At 75.8% G+C, this 20,210-nt stretch carries 14 protein-coding genes; 8 read left to right on the top strand and 6 right to left on the bottom strand.

Going from position 1 to position 20,210, the window contains the following annotated elements; all coding sequences use genetic code 11:
• The first annotated feature begins 7 nt into the window (after window positions 1-7).
• The 7 genes from PGN05_RS10995 (at window position 8) to PGN05_RS10965 (ending at window position 14,226) form a co-directional block, all read left to right on the top strand.
• A complete protein-coding gene (locus tag PGN05_RS10995; protein WP_419752578.1) occupies window positions 8-1,486 on the top strand; it encodes a sugar transferase in 1,479 nt (492 codons plus the stop codon).
• Window positions 1,487-1,644: 158 nt separating this feature from the next.
• Window positions 1,645-2,916, top strand: a complete 1,272-nt coding sequence (locus tag PGN05_RS10990; RefSeq protein WP_419752577.1) for a DUF1972 domain-containing protein — start codon at window positions 1,645-1,647, stop codon at window positions 2,914-2,916.
• Complete coding sequence (locus tag PGN05_RS10985; RefSeq protein WP_419752576.1) at window positions 2,913-3,668, top strand: CDP-alcohol phosphatidyltransferase family protein; 756 nt, start codon at window positions 2,913-2,915, stop codon at window positions 3,666-3,668. The genes PGN05_RS10990 and PGN05_RS10985 overlap by 4 nt, the downstream gene beginning before the upstream one ends.
• Window positions 3,665-4,336 carry a hypothetical protein gene (locus tag PGN05_RS10980; protein ID WP_419752575.1) on the top strand — a complete coding sequence of 224 codons (672 nt, stop codon included), beginning with the start codon at window positions 3,665-3,667 and terminating at the stop codon, window positions 4,334-4,336. Before PGN05_RS10985 ends, PGN05_RS10980 begins: the two co-directional genes overlap by 4 nt.
• 269 nt (window positions 4,337-4,605) lie before the next feature.
• Window positions 4,606-8,163, top strand: coding sequence for a PKD domain-containing protein (locus PGN05_RS10975; RefSeq protein ID WP_419752574.1), 3,558 nt, complete (start codon window positions 4,606-4,608; stop codon window positions 8,161-8,163).
• Window positions 8,164-8,376: 213 nt separating this feature from the next.
• Window positions 8,377-12,855 carry a PKD domain-containing protein gene (locus tag PGN05_RS10970; RefSeq protein ID WP_419752573.1) on the top strand — a complete coding sequence of 1,493 codons (4,479 nt, stop codon included), beginning with the start codon at window positions 8,377-8,379 and terminating at the stop codon, window positions 12,853-12,855.
• 114 nt (window positions 12,856-12,969) lie between these two features.
• Entirely contained in the window at window positions 12,970-14,226 is a 1,257-nt protein-coding gene (locus PGN05_RS10965) for a hypothetical protein (RefSeq protein ID WP_419752572.1), read from the top strand.
• Between the two features lie 51 nt (window positions 14,227-14,277).
• Here PGN05_RS10965 and PGN05_RS10960 read toward each other — a convergent pair whose 3' ends face one another.
• From PGN05_RS10960 to PGN05_RS10945, 4 genes are all read right to left on the bottom strand, one after another.
• A complete protein-coding gene (locus tag PGN05_RS10960; RefSeq protein WP_419752571.1) occupies window positions 14,278-14,841 on the bottom strand; it encodes a dihydrofolate reductase family protein in 564 nt (187 codons plus the stop codon).
• Between the two features lie 112 nt (window positions 14,842-14,953).
• Window positions 14,954-16,006, bottom strand: coding sequence for a glycosyltransferase family 4 protein (locus tag PGN05_RS10955; protein WP_419752570.1), 1,053 nt, complete (start codon window positions 16,004-16,006; stop codon window positions 14,954-14,956).
• Window positions 16,003-17,223: a hypothetical protein gene (locus PGN05_RS10950; RefSeq protein ID WP_419752569.1), complete on the bottom strand. Its 1,221-nt coding sequence runs from the start codon at window positions 17,221-17,223 to the stop codon at window positions 16,003-16,005. The genes PGN05_RS10955 and PGN05_RS10950 overlap by 4 nt, the downstream gene beginning before the upstream one ends.
• A complete protein-coding gene (locus PGN05_RS10945; RefSeq protein WP_419752568.1) occupies window positions 17,220-18,368 on the bottom strand; it encodes a YveK family protein in 1,149 nt (382 codons plus the stop codon). The genes PGN05_RS10950 and PGN05_RS10945 overlap by 4 nt, the downstream gene beginning before the upstream one ends.
• Window positions 18,369-18,753: 385 nt before the next feature.
• Between PGN05_RS10945 and PGN05_RS10940 the strand changes: the two genes are divergently transcribed.
• Window positions 18,754-19,212, top strand: a complete 459-nt coding sequence (locus tag PGN05_RS10940; RefSeq protein ID WP_419752567.1) for an adenylyltransferase/cytidyltransferase family protein — start codon at window positions 18,754-18,756, stop codon at window positions 19,210-19,212.
• A gap of 16 nt (window positions 19,213-19,228) precedes the next feature.
• Here the strand turns inward: PGN05_RS10940 and PGN05_RS10935 are convergent, their stop codons facing one another.
• The gene (locus PGN05_RS10935) at window positions 19,229-19,645 is read right to left on the bottom strand and encodes a glycoside hydrolase family 16 protein (protein WP_419752602.1); all 417 of its coding nucleotides are present in this window, start codon (window positions 19,643-19,645) and stop codon (window positions 19,229-19,231) included.
• 12 nt (window positions 19,646-19,657) lie between these two features.
• Window positions 19,658-20,047, bottom strand: coding sequence for a hypothetical protein (locus tag PGN05_RS10930; protein ID WP_419752566.1), 390 nt, complete (start codon window positions 20,045-20,047; stop codon window positions 19,658-19,660).
• Window positions 20,048-20,210: the final 163 nt, after the last annotated feature.

Here is a 20,210-nt window from a genome sequence, read left to right as displayed (position 1 = left end):
GGGAACCGTGCTACTCGACCACACCAGGGTCCGACTGGGATCGGCTGCGGCCGTCCAGGTCCGGACCGCGCCACCACGACCGCAGGCCGGCACGCCGGCCTGGGTCGGCCGCTACTCGCTGGCCCTCACCGCCGTCGAGGTCCTCGCCGCCGCCGGCGCCGGGCTGATCGTCCTGGCCGGCCGCCCGGAGACCTGGTCCACCAGCGTTCCGCTGCCCTGGGTCGTCGCGGCCCTGGTCCTGGCGTGGCCGGTCCTGCTGCACGCCGAGGGCGCCCACTCCGAACGGGTCTTCGGCACCGGCAGCGACGAGTACCGCGCGGTCGGCAAGGCCGGGTTCGCGCTCCTCGCCGTCCTCGGCTTCCTCACCTACGCCACCGGCGTCGACCTCGGCCGCGAGCTGGTGGTCGGGGCCGTGCCGGCGCTGACCGTCGTCACCCTGCTGAGCCGCGTCACGGCCCGGTGCGTGCTGCGCCGGCTGCGCACGCGCGGCTGGTGCACCAAGCGGGTGGTCGTCGTCGGCCGCGGGACCGCCGTCCTCGAGCTGGTCGACCGGGTCCGCCGGGAGCACTACGCCGGCATGGACGTCGTCGCGCTGTGCGTGACCCCCGACGACCGCAACCGCGTGCGGGGGGTGGCCGGCGTCCCCGTGGGCGGGCTGGACGACGTCCTCGCCGTCGCCGCCGAGCACGGCGCGGACACCATCGCGGTGACCTCGGCCAGCGAGACCGCCGCCGAGTACCTGCGCCGGCTGTCCTGGCAGCTGGAGGGCACGGGCATCGAGCTGCTGGTGGCGCCGGGCCTGGTGGAGGTCGCCGGCCCGCGCCTGCACATCCGCCCGCTGGAGGGGCTGCCGCTGCTCACCGTCGAGCAGCCGCGCTTCGCTGGGTGGCAGCGGGTGGTCAAGGGCACCCTCGACCGCGTCGCCGCGGCGCTGGCGATCGTCGTCCTGGCCCCGCTCCTGCTGGGCATCGCGGTGGCGGTCACGGCCACCAGCCCGGGTCCGGTGCTCTACCGCCAGGAGCGGGTGGGGGTGAACGGGCAGGCGTTCACGATGCTCAAGTTCCGCAGCATGGTCGTCGGCGCCGACCGGCAGGTCGACGCGCTGCGGGCGGACAACATCTCCGACGGGCTGCTGTTCAAGATGAAGGTCGACCCGCGGGTCACCGCGGTCGGCCGGCTGCTGCGCCGGCTGTCGCTGGACGAGCTGCCGCAGCTGTTCAACGTCCTCGGCGGCTCCATGTCGCTGGTCGGACCGCGGCCGCCGCTCCCGGGCGAGGTGGCCCGGTACGACACCTCGGTCAGCCGCCGGCTGCTGGTCAAGCCGGGGCTCACCGGGCTCTGGCAGATCTCCGGCCGCAGCGACCTGCCGTGGGAGGAGGCCGTCCGCCTGGACCTGCGCTACGTGGAGAACTGGTCCCTGGCGATGGACACGCTGATCCTCGCCAAGACGGCCCGCGCCGTGCTCAGCCGCTCCGGCGCCTACTGATGAGCACCCCCAGTCCTGGGTGACCCTTGCGGGTGAGGGCTCCCGCTCAGCGCTCCACGACCGGGTGACCAGCGCCGATGCTCCCTGCGAGCCGACGGCTCCCGTGCGTCCCGCGCGGGTCCCCGCCGTCTGCTCGGACGCAGGGACAGGAGGCCAGGGTGGACGCCCTCAGCATCGCCATGGTGGGCACCCGCGGTGTGCCCGCCCGGTACGGCGGCTTCGAGACCGCCGTCGAGGAGGTCGGACGGCGCCTCGCCGACCGCGGGCACCGCGTCGTCGTGTACTGCCGGACGACGCCCGGGCAGGAGGGGCCGCCGCCGGCCGAGCACCTCGGCATGGAGCTGGTGCACCTGCCCGCAGCCCGCAGGCGCGCGCTGGAGACCCTGAGCCACAGCGCGCTGTCGGTGCGCCACCTGCTCACCCACCGCACGGACGCGGCGTTCGTGTTCAACGCGGCCAACTCGCCGCTGCTGCCGGCGCTGCGTGCCGCACGCATCCCGGTCGCCACCCACGTGGACGGCCTGGAGTGGAAGCGGGCCAAGTGGGGCCCGACGGGACGGCGGTACTACCGGGTCGCCGAGGCGCTCGCCGTCCGCTGGTCCGACGCCCTCATCGCCGACGCCCAGGGCATCGCCGACTACTACCGCGACGCCTTCGCCGCCCCGACGACCCTGCTCACCTACGGGGCGCCGCGCATCGAGCCGGGCGCCGACCGCCTCGCCGAGCTGGGCCTCGAGCCGGGCGGATACCACCTGGTCGTCGCCCGCTTCGAGCCGGAGAACCACGTCGACCTGATCGTCGAGGGCTACGCGGCCAGCACCGCCACCAAGCCCCTGGTGGTCGTGGGCTCCGCCCCCTACGCCGACGCCTACACCCGCCGGGTGCACGGGCTCGCCGACGGGCGGGTCCGCTTCCTGGGCGGCGTGTGGGACCAGCTGCTGCTCGACCAGCTCTACGCCAACTGCTGCACCTACCTGCACGGGCACTCGGTCGGGGGCACCAACCCCTCGCTGCTGCGGGCCATCGGCGCCGGTGCGGCGGTCACCGCCTTCGACGTCGACTTCAACCGGGAGGTCGTGGCCGACGCCGGCCGCTACTTCCGGACGCCGGCCGACGTCGCGCGGCACGTGGTCGAGGTCGAGGCCGACCCCGCGGGCGTGGCCCGCGCCGGGGTGCGGGCCCGCGAGCTCGCCGGCGGCTACGACTGGGACCAGGTGGCCGCCGGGTACGAGGAGCTGGCCCGGGCCCTGGCCGAGCGCCGCTTCCCGCGCCGCCGGCCCTCCGGGCGCCGGAGGCCGACCGCCGCAGACGCGCCGCCGGCGTGGGCCGGGCCGCTGGACGGGCCGGCGGCGGGGGAGGGTGCGCTCGCGCCCGTGCCCGCTCCGGCCGCCGCGCCCGAGGCGGAGCGCACGCTGGCAGGGCAGCAGTGACCGCCACCGTGCGGCCGGCCCCGGCACCCGTCACCGGGGTGGCCGATGCCCTCCGCCGCCTGGGGAGCGCGCAGAAGGGCGCCCAGGGCGCGCCGGCCTACTCCCGCTTCGTCAACCGGCGGCTGGGTCGGCTGGTGGCCGCCCTGGCCGCTCCCACGCGGCTCACGCCGAACGCCGTCACCGGGATCAGCGCCGCCTTCACGGCCACCGGCATCGCCGTCCTGGCACTCGCCCGCCCGGGTTGGCTCACCGGGATCGCGGTGTCGGCGTGCCTGGCGGTCGGCTACGCGTTCGACTCCGCCGACGGTCAGCTGGCCCGGCTGCGCGGCGGCGGCTCGCCGGCCGGCGAGTGGCTGGACCACATGGTGGACGCCGCGAAGACCTCGAGCCTGCACCTCGCCGTCCTCGTCTCCCTCTACCGGGCCGGGACGGTGGACGGCCCGCTGCTGCTCGTGCCGCTGGGCTTCTGCGTCGTGGCCGCCGTGCTGTTCTTCGGCACCATGCTCAACGAGGCCCTCCGGGAGCGGCACGGCGCGGTGACCCGTGCCCAGCGCACCGCCGAGCGGCCCAGCGTGCTGCGCTCCCTGCTGGTCGTGCCCACCGACTACGGCCTGCTGTGCTGGGTGTTCGTCCTGCTGGGCGCCCCGGCCGTCTTCTTCCCCGCCTACTCGCTGCTCTTCGTGGCCACGGCCGGCTATCTCGCCCTGGCCTGCGTCAAGTGGTTCGGCGAGATCGGCCGGCTGTCCCGATGAGCACCTCCGACACGAAGGACGACCCGATGACCACGATGTCCCCTGAGGCGCCGCCCGCGCCGTCCACGCGCCGCCGGCTGCTGGTCGCCGCCGCGGTCGTCGTCCTGGTCGCCGCCGTGGTGGGCGTCCTGCTCGCCCTCTCCGGTGGGGAGGGCGACGGCACGGCAGCCGCCGCCACCCCGACCGCGCCGTCGGCCGGTGCGACCGCACCCGCGCCGCTGCCCACCCCCGAGCCGACCGGCCCGACCGAGGACGTCGACGAGCCCCCGGCGGCCCTGCCGGAGGTGGCCCTCGACGAGCCGGCCGCCGTGGGCAACGGGGTGGTCGCGCGCATCGCCGACCTCGAGGCGATCGACGGGACCGCGGTCGGCCCGGGCAACATCGCCGGCCCGGCGCTGCGGGTGACCGTCCGGATCGAGAACGGCACCGAGGAGGCGGTCTCCCTGGGCGGCGTGGCCGTCAACGTGTCGCACGGCCCCGACCGCACGCCCGCCTCCCCGCTGGACGACGAGTCCCAGCGGGCCTTCGACGCCATGGTGCAGCCGGGGGAGTCCGCCGACGGGGTGTACGTGTTCAGCGTCCCGTCCGACGCCCGCGACCAGGTGACCGTCGAGGTCGGCTACCAGGCCGGCGCACCGCTGCTGCTGTTCACCGGCACCGCTCCCTGACCGCTGCACCTCGCCTCCCGGCCCCCGTCCCCGCCACCCGGCGCGGGACGGGGGCCGGTGTGCGTCCGGGCCCGGATCTCACCCGGAGGGGGTGCTGGCGGTCCTCACGGTGCGTGAGCACGATCCGCCTCTGACCTGCACGAACGTCCTGGTCGTCACCGGATCGGGCGGGGTGATCACCCTGGTCCGGCCTCCTTCGTCACGCTTAGTGTTCGGCGCTCGCCCCCATCGGGGCGGCGGACACGGGCAAGACACACGGGGAGCACCTCATGGGGGAACGGTCTTCGGCTGCGCCGAAGCGGGTGGTGGCGGGTGCGCTCAGTGCGCTGCTGATGGCCGGGGGTCTGGCCTTCCTGGCCCCGGGGACGGCGGCGGCGGACTCCGCGCCCGCGGTCCCGTCGCCGACCAACCCGGCCACGGTCGCGGCCGACCCGCTGCCCACCGTGCAGGTGGACGGCGTCGTCTGGTCGCAGGTGGTCGTCGGCAACACCGTCTACGCCGCTGGCAAGTTCGGGCGCGCCCGCCCGGCGGGAGCGGCGCTCGGGACGCAGGAGACGGTGCGCAACAACCTGCTGGCCTACGACATCCGCACCGGCGCGCTGGTGACGTCGTTCGCGCCGGACCTCAACGCCCAGGCGATGGTGGTCGCCGCCTCGCCCGACGGCACACGGCTCTACGTCGGCGGTGACTTCACCCGGGCCAACGGCCAGGTGCGCAACCGGATCGCCGCCTACGACACCCGCACCGGCGCGCTCGTGGGCAACTGGGCGCCCAGCGCCAACGGCCAGGTGCGGGCGCTGGCCGCCACGAACGACACCGTCTACTTCGGCGGCAGCCTCACCGCGGTGGGCCCGGTGAGCCGGACCCGGCTGGCCGCGGTCCGTGCCTCCGACGGCGGCCTGCTCCCGTGGGCCCCGGTGCCCGGGGTGGGCCCCTCCGAGTTCAACCGGGACGGGAACCGGGCCACGAGCAACACCGCCATGGCCCTGGTCGTCACCGGGGGTGGGTCGCAGGTCGTCGCTGCCGGCCGCTGGGACACCATGGGCGGCGTCCGGGCCACCGGCGTCACCGCGCTGGACCCGGTCACCGGCGCGAACCGCGGCTACGCCGTCAACACGGTGCTCACCAACCAGGGCATCAACTCCGCCGTCTACAGCCTCTCCACCGACGGCGCGAACGTGTTCGGCACCGCCTACGACTACTGGGGCCCGGGCAACCTCGAGGGCTCCTTCTCGGTGCGCGCCTCGGACGGCGCCATCAACTGGGTGAGCAACTGCTACGGCGACACCTACGCCAGCTTCCCGATGAACGGCGCGCTCTACCACGCCGGCCACCCGCACCAGTGCGGCGAGATCGGCGGGTTCCCCGAGCAGTCCCCGAGGGTCAACAAGTTCGCCATGGCGCTGTCGGTGGCGCCCGCCGGCTCGGGCACCAGCTCGCGCCTGTACGGCGGTTCGTGGCAGGGCAAGCCCGCCCCGGCCCCGCTCGCCTGGTTCCCGAGCTTCGCCGCCGGGACGTTCACCCAGCAGAACCAGGCCACGTGGAGCGTCTCGGGCAACGGCACCTACGCCGTCTACGGCGGGGAGTTCCCGCGGGTCGGCGGCGTGGCGCAGCAGGGCCTGGTGCGCTTCGCCGTCCCGTCGTCGGCCCCGAACAAGGTGGGACCGGACTTCGGGCCCGTGCTGACGCCGTCGGTCACCTCGCCCACGGCCGGTGCCGTCCGGGTGGTCTGGCGGGCCACCTCGGACCCCGACAACGTCAGGCTGACCTACCGCGTCACGCGGGCCGACCGGCCGGGCCAGACGATCTACTCGACCACGGCCGACTCGACGTGGTGGGACCGCCCGGCGCTCGGCTTCACCGACCGCGACGTCGTCCCCGGTCAGACCTACAACTACAAGGTCACCGCGGTCGACCCGTTCGGCAACACCGCATCCGGCAACTCCGTCCCGGTCACCGTCGCTGCCGCGGCTCCGGCCGGCTCCGCCTACGCCGCCACCGTGCTCGCCGACTCGCCGCAGCACTACTGGCGCCTCGACGACGCGGCCGGCACCGGTCGCTCGGTCGACCAGGTCGGCGTCGACGACCTGCTGTTCGGGTCGGGCGTGACCCAGGGCGGCACCGGGGCGACCGCCGGGACCCCGGGCGCGTCGGCCGCCTTCAACGGCACGGTGAAGGGCACCGGCGCCATGTCCACCCGCGGTCCGGCGCCGAACACGATGAGCGTGGAGACCTGGTTCAGCACCCGCTCCGTGGACGGCGGGGTGCTGCTCGACTTCAGCGACGTCGAGACCGGCCTCAACGGCGGCGCCCACGACCGGATGCTCCACCTGGACACCGCCGGTCACGTGCTCTTCTCGGTCTGGCCGGGCTGGGTGGCGACCGTCGCGAGCCCCGGCTCGTACAACGACGGTGCGTGGCACCACGTCGTCGCGACCCTGGGCCCGGCGGGCATGGCTCTCTACGTCGACGGCCGGCTGGTCGGGTCGCGCACCGACGCGACCGGCGGGCAGGACTTCCGCGGGGCGTGGCGGTTCGGTGGCGACGGCCGGTGGACCGGCAACACCGACTGGTTCACCGGCCGGCTCGACGAGGTGGCGGTCTACGGCACGCCGCTGAGCGCCGCCCAGGTCCGCACCCACCACGACGTGGGCCGGTCCGGCGTCGCCGCGAACCGGGCTCCGGCCGCGGTGTTCGGCTCGTCGGTCACCGACCTGACGGCGTCCTTCGACGGGCGGGCCTCGTCCGACGTGGACGGGACGATCCGCAGCCACAGCTGGTCGTTCGGTGACGGCACCACCGGCACCGGCGCCACGGTGCAGCACGCCTACAGCCGCCCGGGCACGTACTCGGTGCGCCTGACGGTGACCGACTCCGCCGGTGCCACCGGGACGGTGACCCAACCGGTGACCGTCACCGCCCCCGTGCCCAACCAGCCGCCGACCGCCGCGTTCACGGCGGCCGCGACCGGCCTGGTCGCCCGCGTGGACGGCACGGCCTCGGCCGACGCCGACGGCACGGTCGCGTCCCACGCGTGGGACTTCGGCGACGGCTCGTCCGGCACGGGCGGAACGGCGTCGCACGCCTACCCGAAGGCCGGCACGTACACCGTGCAGCTGACCGTCACCGACGACGACGGCGCCCGGACGACCACCACCCGCCAGGTGACCGTGGCGCCGACGGCCGGCCCGCAGGTGCTGGCGCAGGACGCCTTCGGGCGCACCGCGACCAACGGGCTGGGTTCGGCCGAGGTCGGTGGGGCGTGGACGGCGTCGGTGGGCGCCACCCGCCTGTCGGTGACCCCGGGTGCCGCGGAGTTCGGGCTGCCGGGTGCGGGCAACAACACCGCGGCGTTCCTGGGTGAGGTGGCGCAGACGGCGGCCGACGTGCGGACGTCGTTCACGCTGAGCGCGGCGCCGACCGGGACGGGCACGTACGTGTACGTGACCGGCCGGCGGGTGGGTGCCAACCAGGAGTACCGGGTGCGGGTGCGGGTGATGGCCGACGGCAAGGTCGGGCTGGCGCTGTCCCGGCTGTCCGGTGGCGAGTCCTTCCCGGGTGGGGAGGTCGTGGTGACCGGGGTGACCTGGTCGCCGGGCGCGGTCCTCAACGTCCGGGTGCAGGTCACCGGCACGGGCACCACGCAGGTCACCGGCGCGGTGTGGGCCGAGGGGTCGGCCGAGCCGGCGCCGCAGCTGGTCCGCACCGACACCACCGCCGCCCTGCAGGCGCCCGGGAGCGTCGGCCTGGCCGTGCACCGGCCCGGCGGCACCACCGCCGCCACCACGGTCCGCGTCCCCCGGTTCGCGGTGACCGAGGTGCGGTGACCCCAGGGCGCTGATCGCGGGGAGCGACGGCCGGCATCTCGCCGACCGTCGCTCCCCGCTCACGTTCCGTCATCTACACCCCCCTCGGTGGGGGGATCAACACGGCCCGTCACCGGATCGGGTGTACCTGCAGGTCAGAGCCTCGTGTCATGGTCACTCTCGGTACACGCCCATCGCATGCCGTGGTGGGCGGTCGAGACCTGGGGGAACGGCATGAGCACATCGACGGCGCCTGCGCCGAAGCGGGTCCTGTCCGGACTGGTCACCGTGGCACTGGGAGCGGGCGTCTTCAGCCTGCTCCCGCCGGCCGCGGCATCGGCCGACACGGCCCCGGCGGGGCAGGTCTCCGCCGCGTCACCGACGACGGTCAGCGCCGACGCGCTGCCCACCGTCCAGATCAACGGCGTCGCCTGGTCGCAGGCCGTCGTCGGCAACACCGTCTACGTCGGCGGGGCCTTCAGCACCGCCCGCCCGGCCGGCGCCGCCGCGGGCACGCGGGAGACGCCGCGGGCGAACCTGCTCGCCTACGACATCCGCACCGGCGAGCTGATCACCTCGTTCGCGCCGAAGCTCAACGGCCAGGTGCTCACGGTCACGGCCTCGCCGGACGGCGAGCGGATCTACGTCGGCGGTGACTTCACCGAGGTCGACGGCCAGGTCCGGCGCCGGGTGGCCGCGTTCGACACGGCCAGCGGCAGCCTGGTGACCACCTGGAAGCCGAGCATCAACAGCCAGGTCCGGGCCATCGCCGCCACCGACGACACCGTCTACCTCGGCGGCAGCATCACCGCCGTGGGCGGCGTCAGCCGGTCCCGGCTGGCCGCCGTGCGCGCCTCCGACGGCGGGCTGCTGCCCTGGGCCCCGGTGCCCGGCGTGGGCTCCACCGCGGGCAACAGCAACGGCGCCAAGGGGACCAGCGACGCCGTCCTCTCCCTCGTGGTCACCGGCGGGGGCGACCAGGTCGTCGCCGCCGGCCGGTTCGACTCCATGAACGGCCGCAAGGCCACCGGCGTCGCCGCGCTCGACCCGGTCACCGGCGAGAACCGGGCGTTCGCGATCAACCAGCTGATCACCAACCAGGGCGTCAACTCCGCCGTCTACAGCCTCTCCACCGACGGCGACGTCGTGTACGGCACCGCCTACGACTACTACGGGCCCGGCAACCTCGAGGGCTCGTTCGCGGTGGCGGCCGACGGCGGCACGGTCATCGAGGTCAACGAGTGCCGCGGTGACACCTACTCGAGCTACGCCATGAACGGCGCGCTCTACGTCGCCAGCCACACCCACGACTGCGGCAACATCGGCGGCTTCCCCGAGCAGAACCCGCGGGTGCACAAGTTCGCCAGTGCCTACAGCACCGCGGCCACCGGCAAGGTCGGGAACAGCACGCTCGCCAACGGCAACTTCCGCGGCAAGCCGGCCGGCACCCAACTGGCCTGGTTCCCGACGATGACGCCGGGCACCACCACCGGCCAGGGCCAGGCCGGCTGGCACGTCACCGGCAACGGTGAGTACCTCGTCTACGCCGGCGAGTTCCCGCGGGTCAACGGCGTCGGGCAGCAGGGCCTGGTCCGCTACGCGGTGCCGGGCAGCGCCCCCAACCGGGTCGGCCCGAGCGCCGAGGGCTTCACCGCCACCGCCACCTCGCCGGCCCCCGGCCAGGTCGCCGTCTCCTGGAAGGCGACCAGCGACCAGGACAACGCCACCCTCACCTACCGCGTCGAGCGGGAGGGCGCCGAGCTCCCCGTCGCCGAGCGGGTGCAGGCCTCGACCTGGTGGAACCGCCCGGCCATGTCGGCCACCGAGGCCGGCGTCAGCGGCTCGCTGCGCTACCGCGTGGTCGCCACCGACCCGTTCGGCAACACGGTCGCCACCGGCTGGGCGGCCGTGGAGGTCGCCGCGCCCACGGCTGCGCAGGGCCCGCGCTACGCCGACGCCGTCCGCGCCGACAACCCGCAGTCGTACTGGCGGCTGGGGGAGACCGGCACCGGGACGACGGCCGCCGACGCGCAGGGCCGCGCCGCCCTGACCGTCGGCTCCGGCGTCAAGCGCGGCGTCGAGGGCGCCACCGCCGACCGGGACACCGCCTACGAGTTCAACGGCACCGCCGCGGCGACCCTGTCGACGGGCACCGCGACCGCCGCGCCGAACACCTTCACGCAGGAGGCGTGGTTCCAGACCGGCTCCACCACCGGCGGGCGGATCATGGGCTTCGGCTCCGCCAAGACCGGCGCGAGCTCGACCTACGACCGCCAGGTCTACCTCGACGCGCGCGGCCGGGTCGTCTTCGGCGTCAACGTGCGGTTCCTGTTCTGGAACCTGCCGACGACGGTCACCAGCACCGCGTCCTTCAACGACGGCAAGTGGCACCACGTCGCGGCGAGCATGAGCAGCAAGGGCATGGCGCTCTACGTCGACGGCACGCTGGTCGGCTCGCGGACCGACGTCACCTCCGGGCAGGCCTACAACGGCTACCTGCGGGTCGGCAGCGACAAGGGCATGGGCGGGGTGGACACCTTCACCGGCCGGATCGACGAGGTCGCGGTGTACGGCACCGCGCTCACGGCGGCCCAGGTCGCCGGGCACGCCGCCGCGGCCGGCCCGGGCCAGCCGGTCAACGCCGCCCCCTCGGCCCGGTTCGCCAGCAGCACCGACGAGCTGACCGCCGCCCTCGACGCGGGCGCCTCGTCCGACGCCGACGGCACCGTCGCCTCCTACGCCTGGGACCTCGGCGACGGCCGGAAGGCGACCGGGCGCACGGTGACCCACGCCTACGCGGGCGCCGGCACCTACGTCGTCACGCTGACCGTCACCGACGACCGCGGCGCGACCGCCGTGGCCAGCCGGCTGGTGACCGTGGCCCCCGCGCCGCCGAACCAGGCGCCGACGGCGGCCTTCACCACCGCGGCCAACGGCCTGACGCTCGCCGTCGACGGCACCGGCTCGGCCGACGCCGACGGCACCGTCGCCGCCTCCTCCTGGGACTTCGGGGACGGCGCCACCGCCACGGGGACGACCGCCGAGCACACCTACGCGGCGGCCGGCACCTACGCGGTGCGCCTCACGGTGACCGACGACGACGGCGCTCCCGCCACCACGGAGCAGCAGGTCGTGGTGACCGCCCCGGTGAGCGGCGACATCGTCGCCAAGGACACCTTCAACCGCACCGTGCAGAACGGCCTGGGCTCGGCCGACGTCGGCGGCGCGTGGACGGCGTCGGTGGGGGCTCCCCGCCTGTCGGTGACCCCCGGTGCCGCCGAGCTGGCGCTGCCGGGCGCGGGCAACAACACCGCCGCGTACCTCGGCGGGGTCGCCCAGACCAGCGCCGACGTCCTGACCTCGTTCTCGCTGTCGTCGATGCCGACCGGCAACGGCACGTACGTGTACGTGACCGGCCGGCGGGTCGGCAGCGGTGAGGAGTACCGGGTCCGGGTCCGCGTGATGGCCGACGGCAGGGTCGGGCTGGGGCTGTCCCGCCTCACCGGCGGCGCGGAGTCCTTCCCCGGCGGAGAGGTCGTCGTCCCCGGCCTGACCTACACCGCGGGCAGCACGCTGGACGTCCGGGTGCAGGTCTCGGGCACCGGCACCACCGAGGTGGCGGCCTGGGCGTGGACGCAGGGCACCGCGGAGCCGACGGCGCCGCAACTGGTGCGCACCGACACGACCGCGGCCCTGCAGGCCGAGGGCGGGCTCGGCCTGGCCGCGCACCGGCCGGGCGGCTCGACGGCGGCGACCACGGTCCGGGTCACCGGTTTCCGCGTGCTGGCCGTGGGTGCCGAGGCGGTCGAGAACGCGGTCCCGGTGGCGGCCTTCACGGCCACGGCCGACGGGCTCACCGTCGCGGTGGACGGCGCCGCCTCGACCGACGCCGACGGCTCCGTCACCGCCCACGCGTGGGACTTCGGCGACGGCGTCCCCGCCACCGGTCGCACCGCGTCGCACACCTATGCCGCGGCGGGCACCTACCCGGTGACCCTCACCGTGACCGACGACAGCGGCGCCACCAGCAGCACCACCCAGCAGGTGGAGGTGACCGCGCCGCCGGCTGCCACGGTCCTCGCCGGTGACGCCTTCGGGCGCACCGTCTCCGGCGGCCTGGGCACGGCCGACGCCGGCGGCGCCTGGGTCGCGTCGGCCGGCGCTCCCCGCCTGTCGGTGACGCCGGGCGTGGCCGAGCTGGCACTGCCGGGTGCCGGCAACAACACCGCCGCGTACCTGGACGGGGTCGCCCAGACGGCGACCGACGTGCGCACCTCGTTCTCCCTGTCGGCGATGCCGACCGGCAACGGCACGTACGTGTACGTGACCGGCCGGCGGGTCGGCAGCGGTGAGGAGTACCGGGTCCGGGTGCGGGTGATGGCCGACGGCAGGGTCGGGCTCGCGCTGTCCCGCCTCACCGGCGGCACGGAGTCCTTCCCCGGCGGAGAGCTGGTCGTGCCCGGCCTGACCTACACCGAGGGCGGCACGCTGAGCGTCCGGGTGCAGACGGCGGGCAGCGGCAGCACCGAGGTGCGGGCGACCGTCTGGTCGGCCGACGCCCCGGAGCCCGGCGCTGCGCAGCTGGTCCGCACCGACACGACCGCGGCCCTGCAGGCGCCCGGCTCGGTGGGCCTGGGGGCGCACCGCCCCGGCAGCACCACCGCCGCCACCGCCGTCCGGGTCACCTCGTTCGGCGTCACCGCGATCGGCTGATCGCACCCCCGTGCCGGGGCCGGCTCCCCTCGCGGGGTGCCGGCCCCGGTGCGTCTCACCCGTCCGGGGTGGCGGCTCTCCCGCCCGCCCCGTCTGCGTTGGGAGGATCGTCCGATGACCCGACTGCTCCGGCTGGCCCGGCGGCCGGCCGCCGGCGCGGTCGCCGGTCAGGTCACCCAGGCCGTTGCCGGCCTGGTCCTCTCGGTGGCCGCCGCCCGGGAGCTCGGCGCCGCGGGGCTGGCCACCTTCGCCCTCCTCCACGGCGCCGTCGTGCTGGTCACCGCCCTGGTCAGCGGCCTGGTCGGCGACTCGCTCACCGTCCTCGACCGGCACGACCCCGGCGTCCGCGCCGGCCTGCACGTGTGGGCCGTGGCGGTCGCCGGGACCGCCGGCGTCGCCGGCGCCGTCCTGGGCGCCGCGACGGGCGTCGTCCCCCTCGGCGGGGCCGTGGTCCTGGGGCTGGCCGGGACCGCCTTCGTCCTCGAGGACACGCTGCGCCGGTTGCTCATGGCCACCGGGCGGTTCTGGGACCTGCCCGCCGTCGACGGGACGAGCCTGGTGCTCGCCGTCGGCACCCTGGCCGCCTGTGCCGCCACGGGCCCGCTGACCCTGACGTCGTTCGTCCTCGCCCTCCTCGTCGGCCAGGCCGGCGCGGGAGCCGTCGCCTGGGCGCGGCTGCCGGCGGACGAGCGGCCGCACGGCCCCTGGCGGGCGCCGGACCTGGCGGCCGTCTGGGACTTCGGGGTGTGGCGGGCGGCCGCCCAGGCCGTCCGTCCGACCCTGCTGACCGGGCTGCGGCTGGCCGTCGTCGCCCTCGCCGGTGCCGCGGCCTACGGGCCCCTGGAGGCCGCGCGGGTGTACACCGCACCCACGCTCGTCCTCGTCACCGGCCTCGGCTCCTTCCTGCTGCCGCACTCGGTCGCGACCCGCGACCGGCCGGCCGCCGAGCAGCTGCGCGCCGCGGACCGCGCGGTGTGCGCGCTGGCCGGCGCCGTCGCGGCGCTGGGCCTGCTCACGCTGGCGCTGCGGCCGCTGGTCGAGCCGCTGCTCACCGGCGGCGCCTACGCGGTCCCCGCGGCCGCCGTCGCCGGGTGGGGGGCCTACGCGGTTGCCAGCGCCGTGCTGCTGCCGTACTCCGCGATGGCGACGGTGCACCGCCGGCAGCGCCTGGTCCTGGCCCTGCGCCTGCTGGAGGGCGTCGGGCTCGCGGCCGTCGTCGTGCTGGTCGCCGTCGCGGCGGACGGCGTCGTCTGGGCGCCCCTGGTGCTGGCGGTCGGCCCGCTGCTGGTCGCGGTCGCCGTTCGGCAGGCCGTGCTGCGCCCGATGGCCGGTGCGGTCGTCGTCGTCCGCCCGGAGCCGGTCCCGGCCTGACGGGACGGCGGAGGGCCGGACCCCCGCGGGAGCCCGGCCCTCCGCCCCCGTTCAGCCGGCGGCCGGCGCCGGGCCGTAGGTCAGGTGCGCCACCCCGTTGCTCAGGCTCTCCGCCCCGAGGAGGGCCATCGGCGTGCGGGGCGCGCCGTCGGGGAACAGCCGGATGCCGGTCCCGACCGCCAGCGGGTACACGAACAGGTGCAGCTCGTCGACCAGGCCGTCGGCCAGCAGGGCCCGCACCAGCGTGGCGCTGCCGCTGACGTAGAGGTCCCCGGACTCCTCCTGCTTGAGCGTCCGCAGGCGGTCGGCGTCGTAGCCGCCGACGACGGTGGAGTTGCGCCACACCGACTCGGCGTCGGTCAGGCTGGAGGAGACGACGTACTTGCGGGTGTCGTTGAAGAACGGCGCGCCCTCGTCCTCCTCCACGGTCCGGGTCGACCAGGCCGGCGCGAACATCTCGAAGGTGGTGCGGCCGAGCAGGATGCCCGACGCCGAGCCGGTCAGCGCCCCGATGGTCGCGGCCAGGTCGTCGGGAAAGCCGTAGTCGACCGTCCACATGGGGGCGTCGACCACCCCGTCGACGGTGGTGAACTCGTGCACCTTGATGGCGCCCATGGCGTGCTCCTCAGCTGGTCGGCCCGGCAGCGTGTCCCCGCGCCGGCGTCGTGGTGTCGGAGGGGAGACGATGGCGCACGCCGGTTCTCATCGGTGTCGCCGGGGCGTCTGCTCAGCGGAGGGCTAGTCGCTCCTCGACGGCGGCGCGGATGCGGCCCACCACCTCGCTCCACGTCGGCACCTCGACCGCCGGGCTGGCGCTCGGCGGCCCGGCCAGCTCGGCCCGCACCACCGCGGCGATCGCGGCGGGATCCCGCGGGTCGAAGAACGCCGCGCCCGGGGCCAGCTCCCGGAAGGCGGGGATGTCGCTGAGCGCCATCGGGGCGCCCGACAGCGCGGCCTCGACGACGGGCAGCCCGAAGCCCTCGTCGAGCGACGGGAAGACGAACAGCCGGCAGTTCTCGTAGAGCCAGGTGAGCGCGCCGTCGTCCACCCCGCCGACGAAGCGCACCCGCGGGTCGGCCGGGTCGTGCCCGGCGGCGGCGAGCCCGTCGGGTTCGCCGACGACGACGAGCGGCCGCTCCGCGGTCACCAGGCCCTCGGCGAGGACCGCGGCGAGCAGCCGGCCGGTGTTCTTGCGCGCGTTGAGCCGGCCGACGCAGAGCAGGAAGCCGCCGGGTGCCAGCCCCAGCCCGGGGTCGGTGGCCCGGCGCCCGCGGAAGGACTCCGGGACGCTCAGCCCGACCGGCACCACCCGGTCGGCCAGGCCCGGGCGCACGCGGGCGATGCGGTCGGCCTCGGCGCGGGTGGAGGTGAGCACCAGGTCGGCCCGCCGCGCCGACCACGGCATGCCGGCGAAGTACAGCCGCTCCGGGCGGGTGAAGAACTCGGGGTGCTCGTCGAACATCAGGTCGTGGACGAACGTGGCCCGCAGCGCCCGCGTCCGCAGCGGCGTGAAGTTCTGGGCGAGGACGACGTCGGCGTCGGCCGCCGTCCCGAGCTCGGTCAGCACGCTGACCCCGTGCGGGGACAGCCGCACCGGCGCGATCCGGACCGGCAGGTCGCCCACCAGCTCGCGCACCTGGGGGAGCTGCCGGCGCGGCACCGCCACGGTCAGCTCGTCGTCGGGCCGGTCGGCGGCCCAGGTGCGCACGAAGGAGTCGACGACCCGCCGTCCCGACGGCTGGCCGTCCACCCACCAGTACGCGTCCAGGAGCACCCTCATCGGACCGGTTCCCCCTCCCGCGCCGCCGCAGCCGGGGCGAGCTCCTCCCGCAGCCGCTCGCGGGACCCGCCCTCGGCCAGCAGCGAGACGGCGACCAGGCACAGGAACGCCGGCGTCGCGTCGAACAGGCCGCTCTCCACGCTGCTGCGGCCCAGCAGGAACACCAGCAGGCCGAGGAACAGCGCCCGGTGGGTGCGGGGCGCCCGGAGCGCCCCGCGCACCGCCCAGGCCGCCCAGCCCGCCGCGACCAGCAGCCCGAGGACGCCGGCCTGCACGAGGGCGGAGACCCAGCTGCTGTCCAGCGGCTGCTCGTCCCACCACTGCCCGCGGACCGCGATGACCTTGACCGACAGGCCGCCGCCGAAGACCAGCTGCCAGCCGCTCTGCGCCCACGTGGTGGCCGCGTCCCAGGCGATGAAGCGGGACTCCAGCGTGCTGGTCCCCGCCCCGTCGCGGGCCAGGAAGCCGGTGAGGACGCCGGTGGTCAGCGCAGCCACCGTCGCGACCGCCGCCAGGACCAGGCCACCGACGACCAGGCCGACCGGCGGGCGCCGCAGGTGGGCCACCACCACGGCGAGCCCGAGCAGGAGCATGAGCAGGCCGGTGCGCGACCCGGTCGCCCACACGACGGCGAGCGCGGCGACGACGACCGGCGCGCTCCACCACCGCGGCTGCTCCAGCACGGCCAGCCAGGCGACGACGAGCACGACGATCCCGGCCAGCAGGGCCAGCTCGTTGGGGCTGAGCGGGGGGAGCCCGCCCGCCAGCCGGCCGGTCGCGGCGCCGGGCAGCCCGGTGAGGGCGGCGACCAGCCCGACGGTGCCGCAAGCGGCGGCCAGCGCGGTCGCGGTCTCGCGCACCGTCGCCGTCCTCAGCAGGCAGGTGACGGCGACGACGAGGACGGCCACCCGTGCCGCGACCACGACCCCGGGGAGCAGGGTGCCCGCGGTCAGCGCGCCGAAGACGGAGCTGCCGAGCAGCAGCGCGACCGCCCACCACGTCCCGGTCCCCAGCCGCCGCCGCGGTCCGGCCGCGGCCGCGAGCAGCGCCAGGACGACGGCGAGCAGCGTGAGTGCGGCCTTGGCGAGCACCACCGGGTCCAGCGAGCCGGAGAAGTACTGGCCGCGCCGCCAGCCGACGGTGCCGGCGACCAAGAGCAGCGCGATCAGGTACCGCGTCCCGGTCCCGCGCAGCGGAGACGGCCGCGCCGGGATCACCGGCGGGAGCGGGCCCCGGCGGCCACCGGCGGCTCCGCCGGTGCCACGACGGGCGCGGGGTCGGCCGGCGCCGGCGCGTCCGGCTGCGCCGGGGACCCGCCGTGGCGGGGGACGAGGGCGATCGCCAGCGGGTCGATGCCGGCGGCGGAGAGGATGGTGCGCATCTCGCGGAGCTCGGCCGCGGCCACCCGGCCGGCGGGCAGGACGAGGACCACGGTGTCGCCGCGGTCGGCCCGCTCCCGCCACCCGCGCGCGGGGGCCAGCGGGTCGGCGACCTCGAGGTGCACGCGGGCGCCCCCGGACGGCCCGGCGTCCACCCCGCGGTGCTCCAGCTCGGCGGCGAGCTCCTCGGCGAGCGAGCGGATCGCCGGGACCTCCTCGGCGGCGGGACACAGCAGGGCGGCGCGCACCGGCGCTTCCTCGGCCCGCAGCTCCAGCCGCCGGGCCAGGACGGTCACCGGGGAGCCGGCGAGCTCGCTGCGGCCGGCCCGCCCGGGCTGCCGGGTGAGGACCTCGACGTCGGCGCCCCAGGCGGCGCGCACGTCCTCCGAGGTGTGGACGCCGGGATCCGTGCGGCTGCGGACCACCGCGGCGGCCAGGCCCAGGAACAGGCCCAGGAGCAGGCCGAGGCCGATGACGAACAGCGGCACCGGAGCCACCGCCGTCGTGGGCGTCGCGGCGGGGTCGGTGACGGTGAGCCGCACCGGGGCGTTGCCCGACGCGGGCGTCTCCAGCTCCTCGACCACGACGGTGAGGTGCTCGGCGACGGCGTCGGCGATGTCTGCGGACTCCTGCGGGTCGCGGCCGCTGACGGTGATCTCGACCTGCGAGGTGTCCGCCGGGTTGGTCGCCCGGACGCGGTCGCGCAGCTGGCCGAGGGACTCCTCGAGGTCCAGGTCGTCGATGACCGGGGCGAGGACCGACTCGCTCGCGACGACGTCCGGGTAGCTCTTGATCCGCTGCTGGACGAAGCCGGCGCTGTTCGGGATGGACGGCGAGACGGAGACGAAGACCCGCGCGGTGGCCTCGTAGGTCGAGGGGGTGGCCGTGACCACCACCGCGCCGAGGACCGCGCCGAGCACGGTCGCGCCGACCCACACCGCCCACTGACGGCGGAGCGCGGCCACGTAGTCGCGCAGTTCCATGTCGCTTCCCCCTGCTCGTCGCCCGAGCACCCCCGTGCGGGCGTGGCCGCGCCGGGGGACCGGGCGGGATCCCGCCGGTTCCCGGAGCCTCGTCGAGGGCGATGCTAGGGGCGCCGGAGCCGGATCCGGCCGCCCTGCGCGGAGGCCCTCACCCGTCCGGGGCACGCCGGCGCGCCGTGCGGAGGAGCCGGGCCCCACGGTGGCGCGGGGAGCCCGCCCGAAGGGGTGAAGCTGCCGCCAGAGGTCACCGTGCGTCACCTCGGTCGGCTAACTTTCGTGCTGCCGCCGCTGCTGGACGCCGGGAAGAGGGGTTCAGCGCTCACGCTGGGTGATCTGGCTCTTCCCTCCCGGGAGGGGTCGGAGCGGCGTCGATCGGGGGATCGCAATGACGGTGGTCGGCTACGCGCCTGGTGCCTACGACCTGTTCCACATCGGGCACCTCAACATCCTCAAGCACGCCGCGGAGCACTGTGACCGCCTCGTCGCCGGGGTCGTCTCCGACGAGGTGCTGCTGCAGACGAAGGGCCGGCTGCCGGTCGTCCCGCTGGCCGAGCGCCTGGAGATCGTGCGCAACCTGCGCTTCGTCGACGCCGTCCACGCCGAGACGGTGCCGGACAAGCTCGACACCTGGCAGGAGGTCGGCTTCGACGTCCTCTTCAAGGGCGACGACTGGCGGGGGACCCCCAAGGGCGAACGGCTGGAGCGCGACTTCGCCGCGGTCGGCGTCGAGGTGCGCTACTTCCCGTACACGATGCACACCTCGAGCACGGCGCTGCGCAAGGCGCTGGCCGCGCTGACCGCCGGCGAGCCGGTGCACCGGGGAGCCCGCGTCCTCACGTCCTGACCCGGGACCGCCCGCGTCAGGGCGCCGGGGTGTAGGCCCAGGCGCGCACGTAGTCCACGTACACCGTCCCCGACACGTCGGGCGACGGCGGCGTGGGCTGGGTCTCGGTCTGCATCGACCAGTACATCGGGACCTGCGGCACGGCCACCGGGTCGGTGGTGCGGTACGGGACCCCGTCCAGGGAGAACGTCACGGAGTCCGGCCGCCACTCGATGACGGCGGTGTGCCACTCGCGCAGCGTCTGCCCCGTGTCCGCGGTGAAGGCGTTGACGTGCGGGTCGGGCCCGATCTCGTGGGCGAAGCCGTAGATCGTCTCGCCCGCGTCCAGCCAGGCCTCGGGGAAGTTGAGCTCCCCGTCGTGCCAGTTGTCGTCGTCGGGCCAGAGCAGCCAGGCGATCTTGTACCCGGGGAGCTCGTCGGCGCGGAAGCGGATCTCGTACCGGCCTTAGGTCTGCACGTGCGGCACGGGCGTGACCGTGGCCACCAGCGCCTGGCCGTCCTCGGTGTGCAGCGTCTTCTGCAGCACGCCGTTCGACACCGACACGACCCGGTCGCTGTCGTACAGGCCGTGCCCGGTCGTGTCGCGGGTGCCGTCGTACTCGGCCCACCCCGGGTAGACCCGGTCGAACTCACCGAGCGCGGCGGGGGTGGTGAAGGACTCGTCGACGGTGAGCGTCCACTCGGGGCCCGGGGTGTCCGCCGGCGGCACGGGAGCCGCGGTGGAGGACGCCGCCGCCTCGGGCGGTGGCGGCGGAGCGGGCGGCGCGTCCGGCGGGTCCTCCGGCGAGCCGCCCCACCGGGCCGCGGTGAGGGTCATCCCCAGCAGCAGCACCACCGCCGCGAGGGGGAGCCGGGGCAGGCGCGCGGCGGAACCCCGCCCCCGTGACCGCATGAACCGCCCCTCCGACACCCGATGACGAACCCGATGTTGCCGGACGGTCACCCAGGGTCCGACCGGCGCGGGCAGGACCACCCGATCGGAGGACAGCTCCCGGAGC

This window comes from Geodermatophilus sp. CPCC 206100, assembly GCF_048569675.1.
GTDB lineage: Bacteria > Actinomycetota > Actinomycetes > Mycobacteriales > Geodermatophilaceae > Geodermatophilus.
Note: the sequence above shows the minus strand (reverse complement) of the source record. Positions and strands in the feature narration are given on the sequence as shown.

Bases quoted from the DNA above. Each gene is read 5' to 3' on its own strand.
- PGN05_RS10970 (WP_419752573.1), top strand. From the start codon at position 8,377: ATGAGCACATCGACGGCGCCTGCGCCGAAGCGGGTCCTGTCCGGACTG.
- PGN05_RS10980 (WP_419752575.1), top strand. From the start codon at position 3,665: ATGAGCACCTCCGACACGAAGGACGACCCGATGACCACGATGTCCCCT.
- PGN05_RS10965 (WP_419752572.1), top strand. From the start codon at position 12,970: ATGACCCGACTGCTCCGGCTGGCCCGGCGGCCGGCCGCCGGCGCGGTC.
- PGN05_RS10955 (WP_419752570.1), bottom strand. From the start codon at position 16,006: ATGAGGGTGCTCCTGGACGCGTACTGGTGGGTGGACGGCCAGCCGTCG.
- PGN05_RS10945 (WP_419752568.1), bottom strand. From the start codon at position 18,368: ATGGAACTGCGCGACTACGTGGCCGCGCTCCGCCGTCAGTGGGCGGTG.
- PGN05_RS10975 (WP_419752574.1), top strand. From the start codon at position 4,606: ATGGGGGAACGGTCTTCGGCTGCGCCGAAGCGGGTGGTGGCGGGTGCG.
- PGN05_RS10940 (WP_419752567.1), top strand. From the start codon at position 18,754: ATGACGGTGGTCGGCTACGCGCCTGGTGCCTACGACCTGTTCCACATC.
- PGN05_RS10960 (WP_419752571.1), bottom strand. From the start codon at position 14,841: ATGGGCGCCATCAAGGTGCACGAGTTCACCACCGTCGACGGGGTGGTC.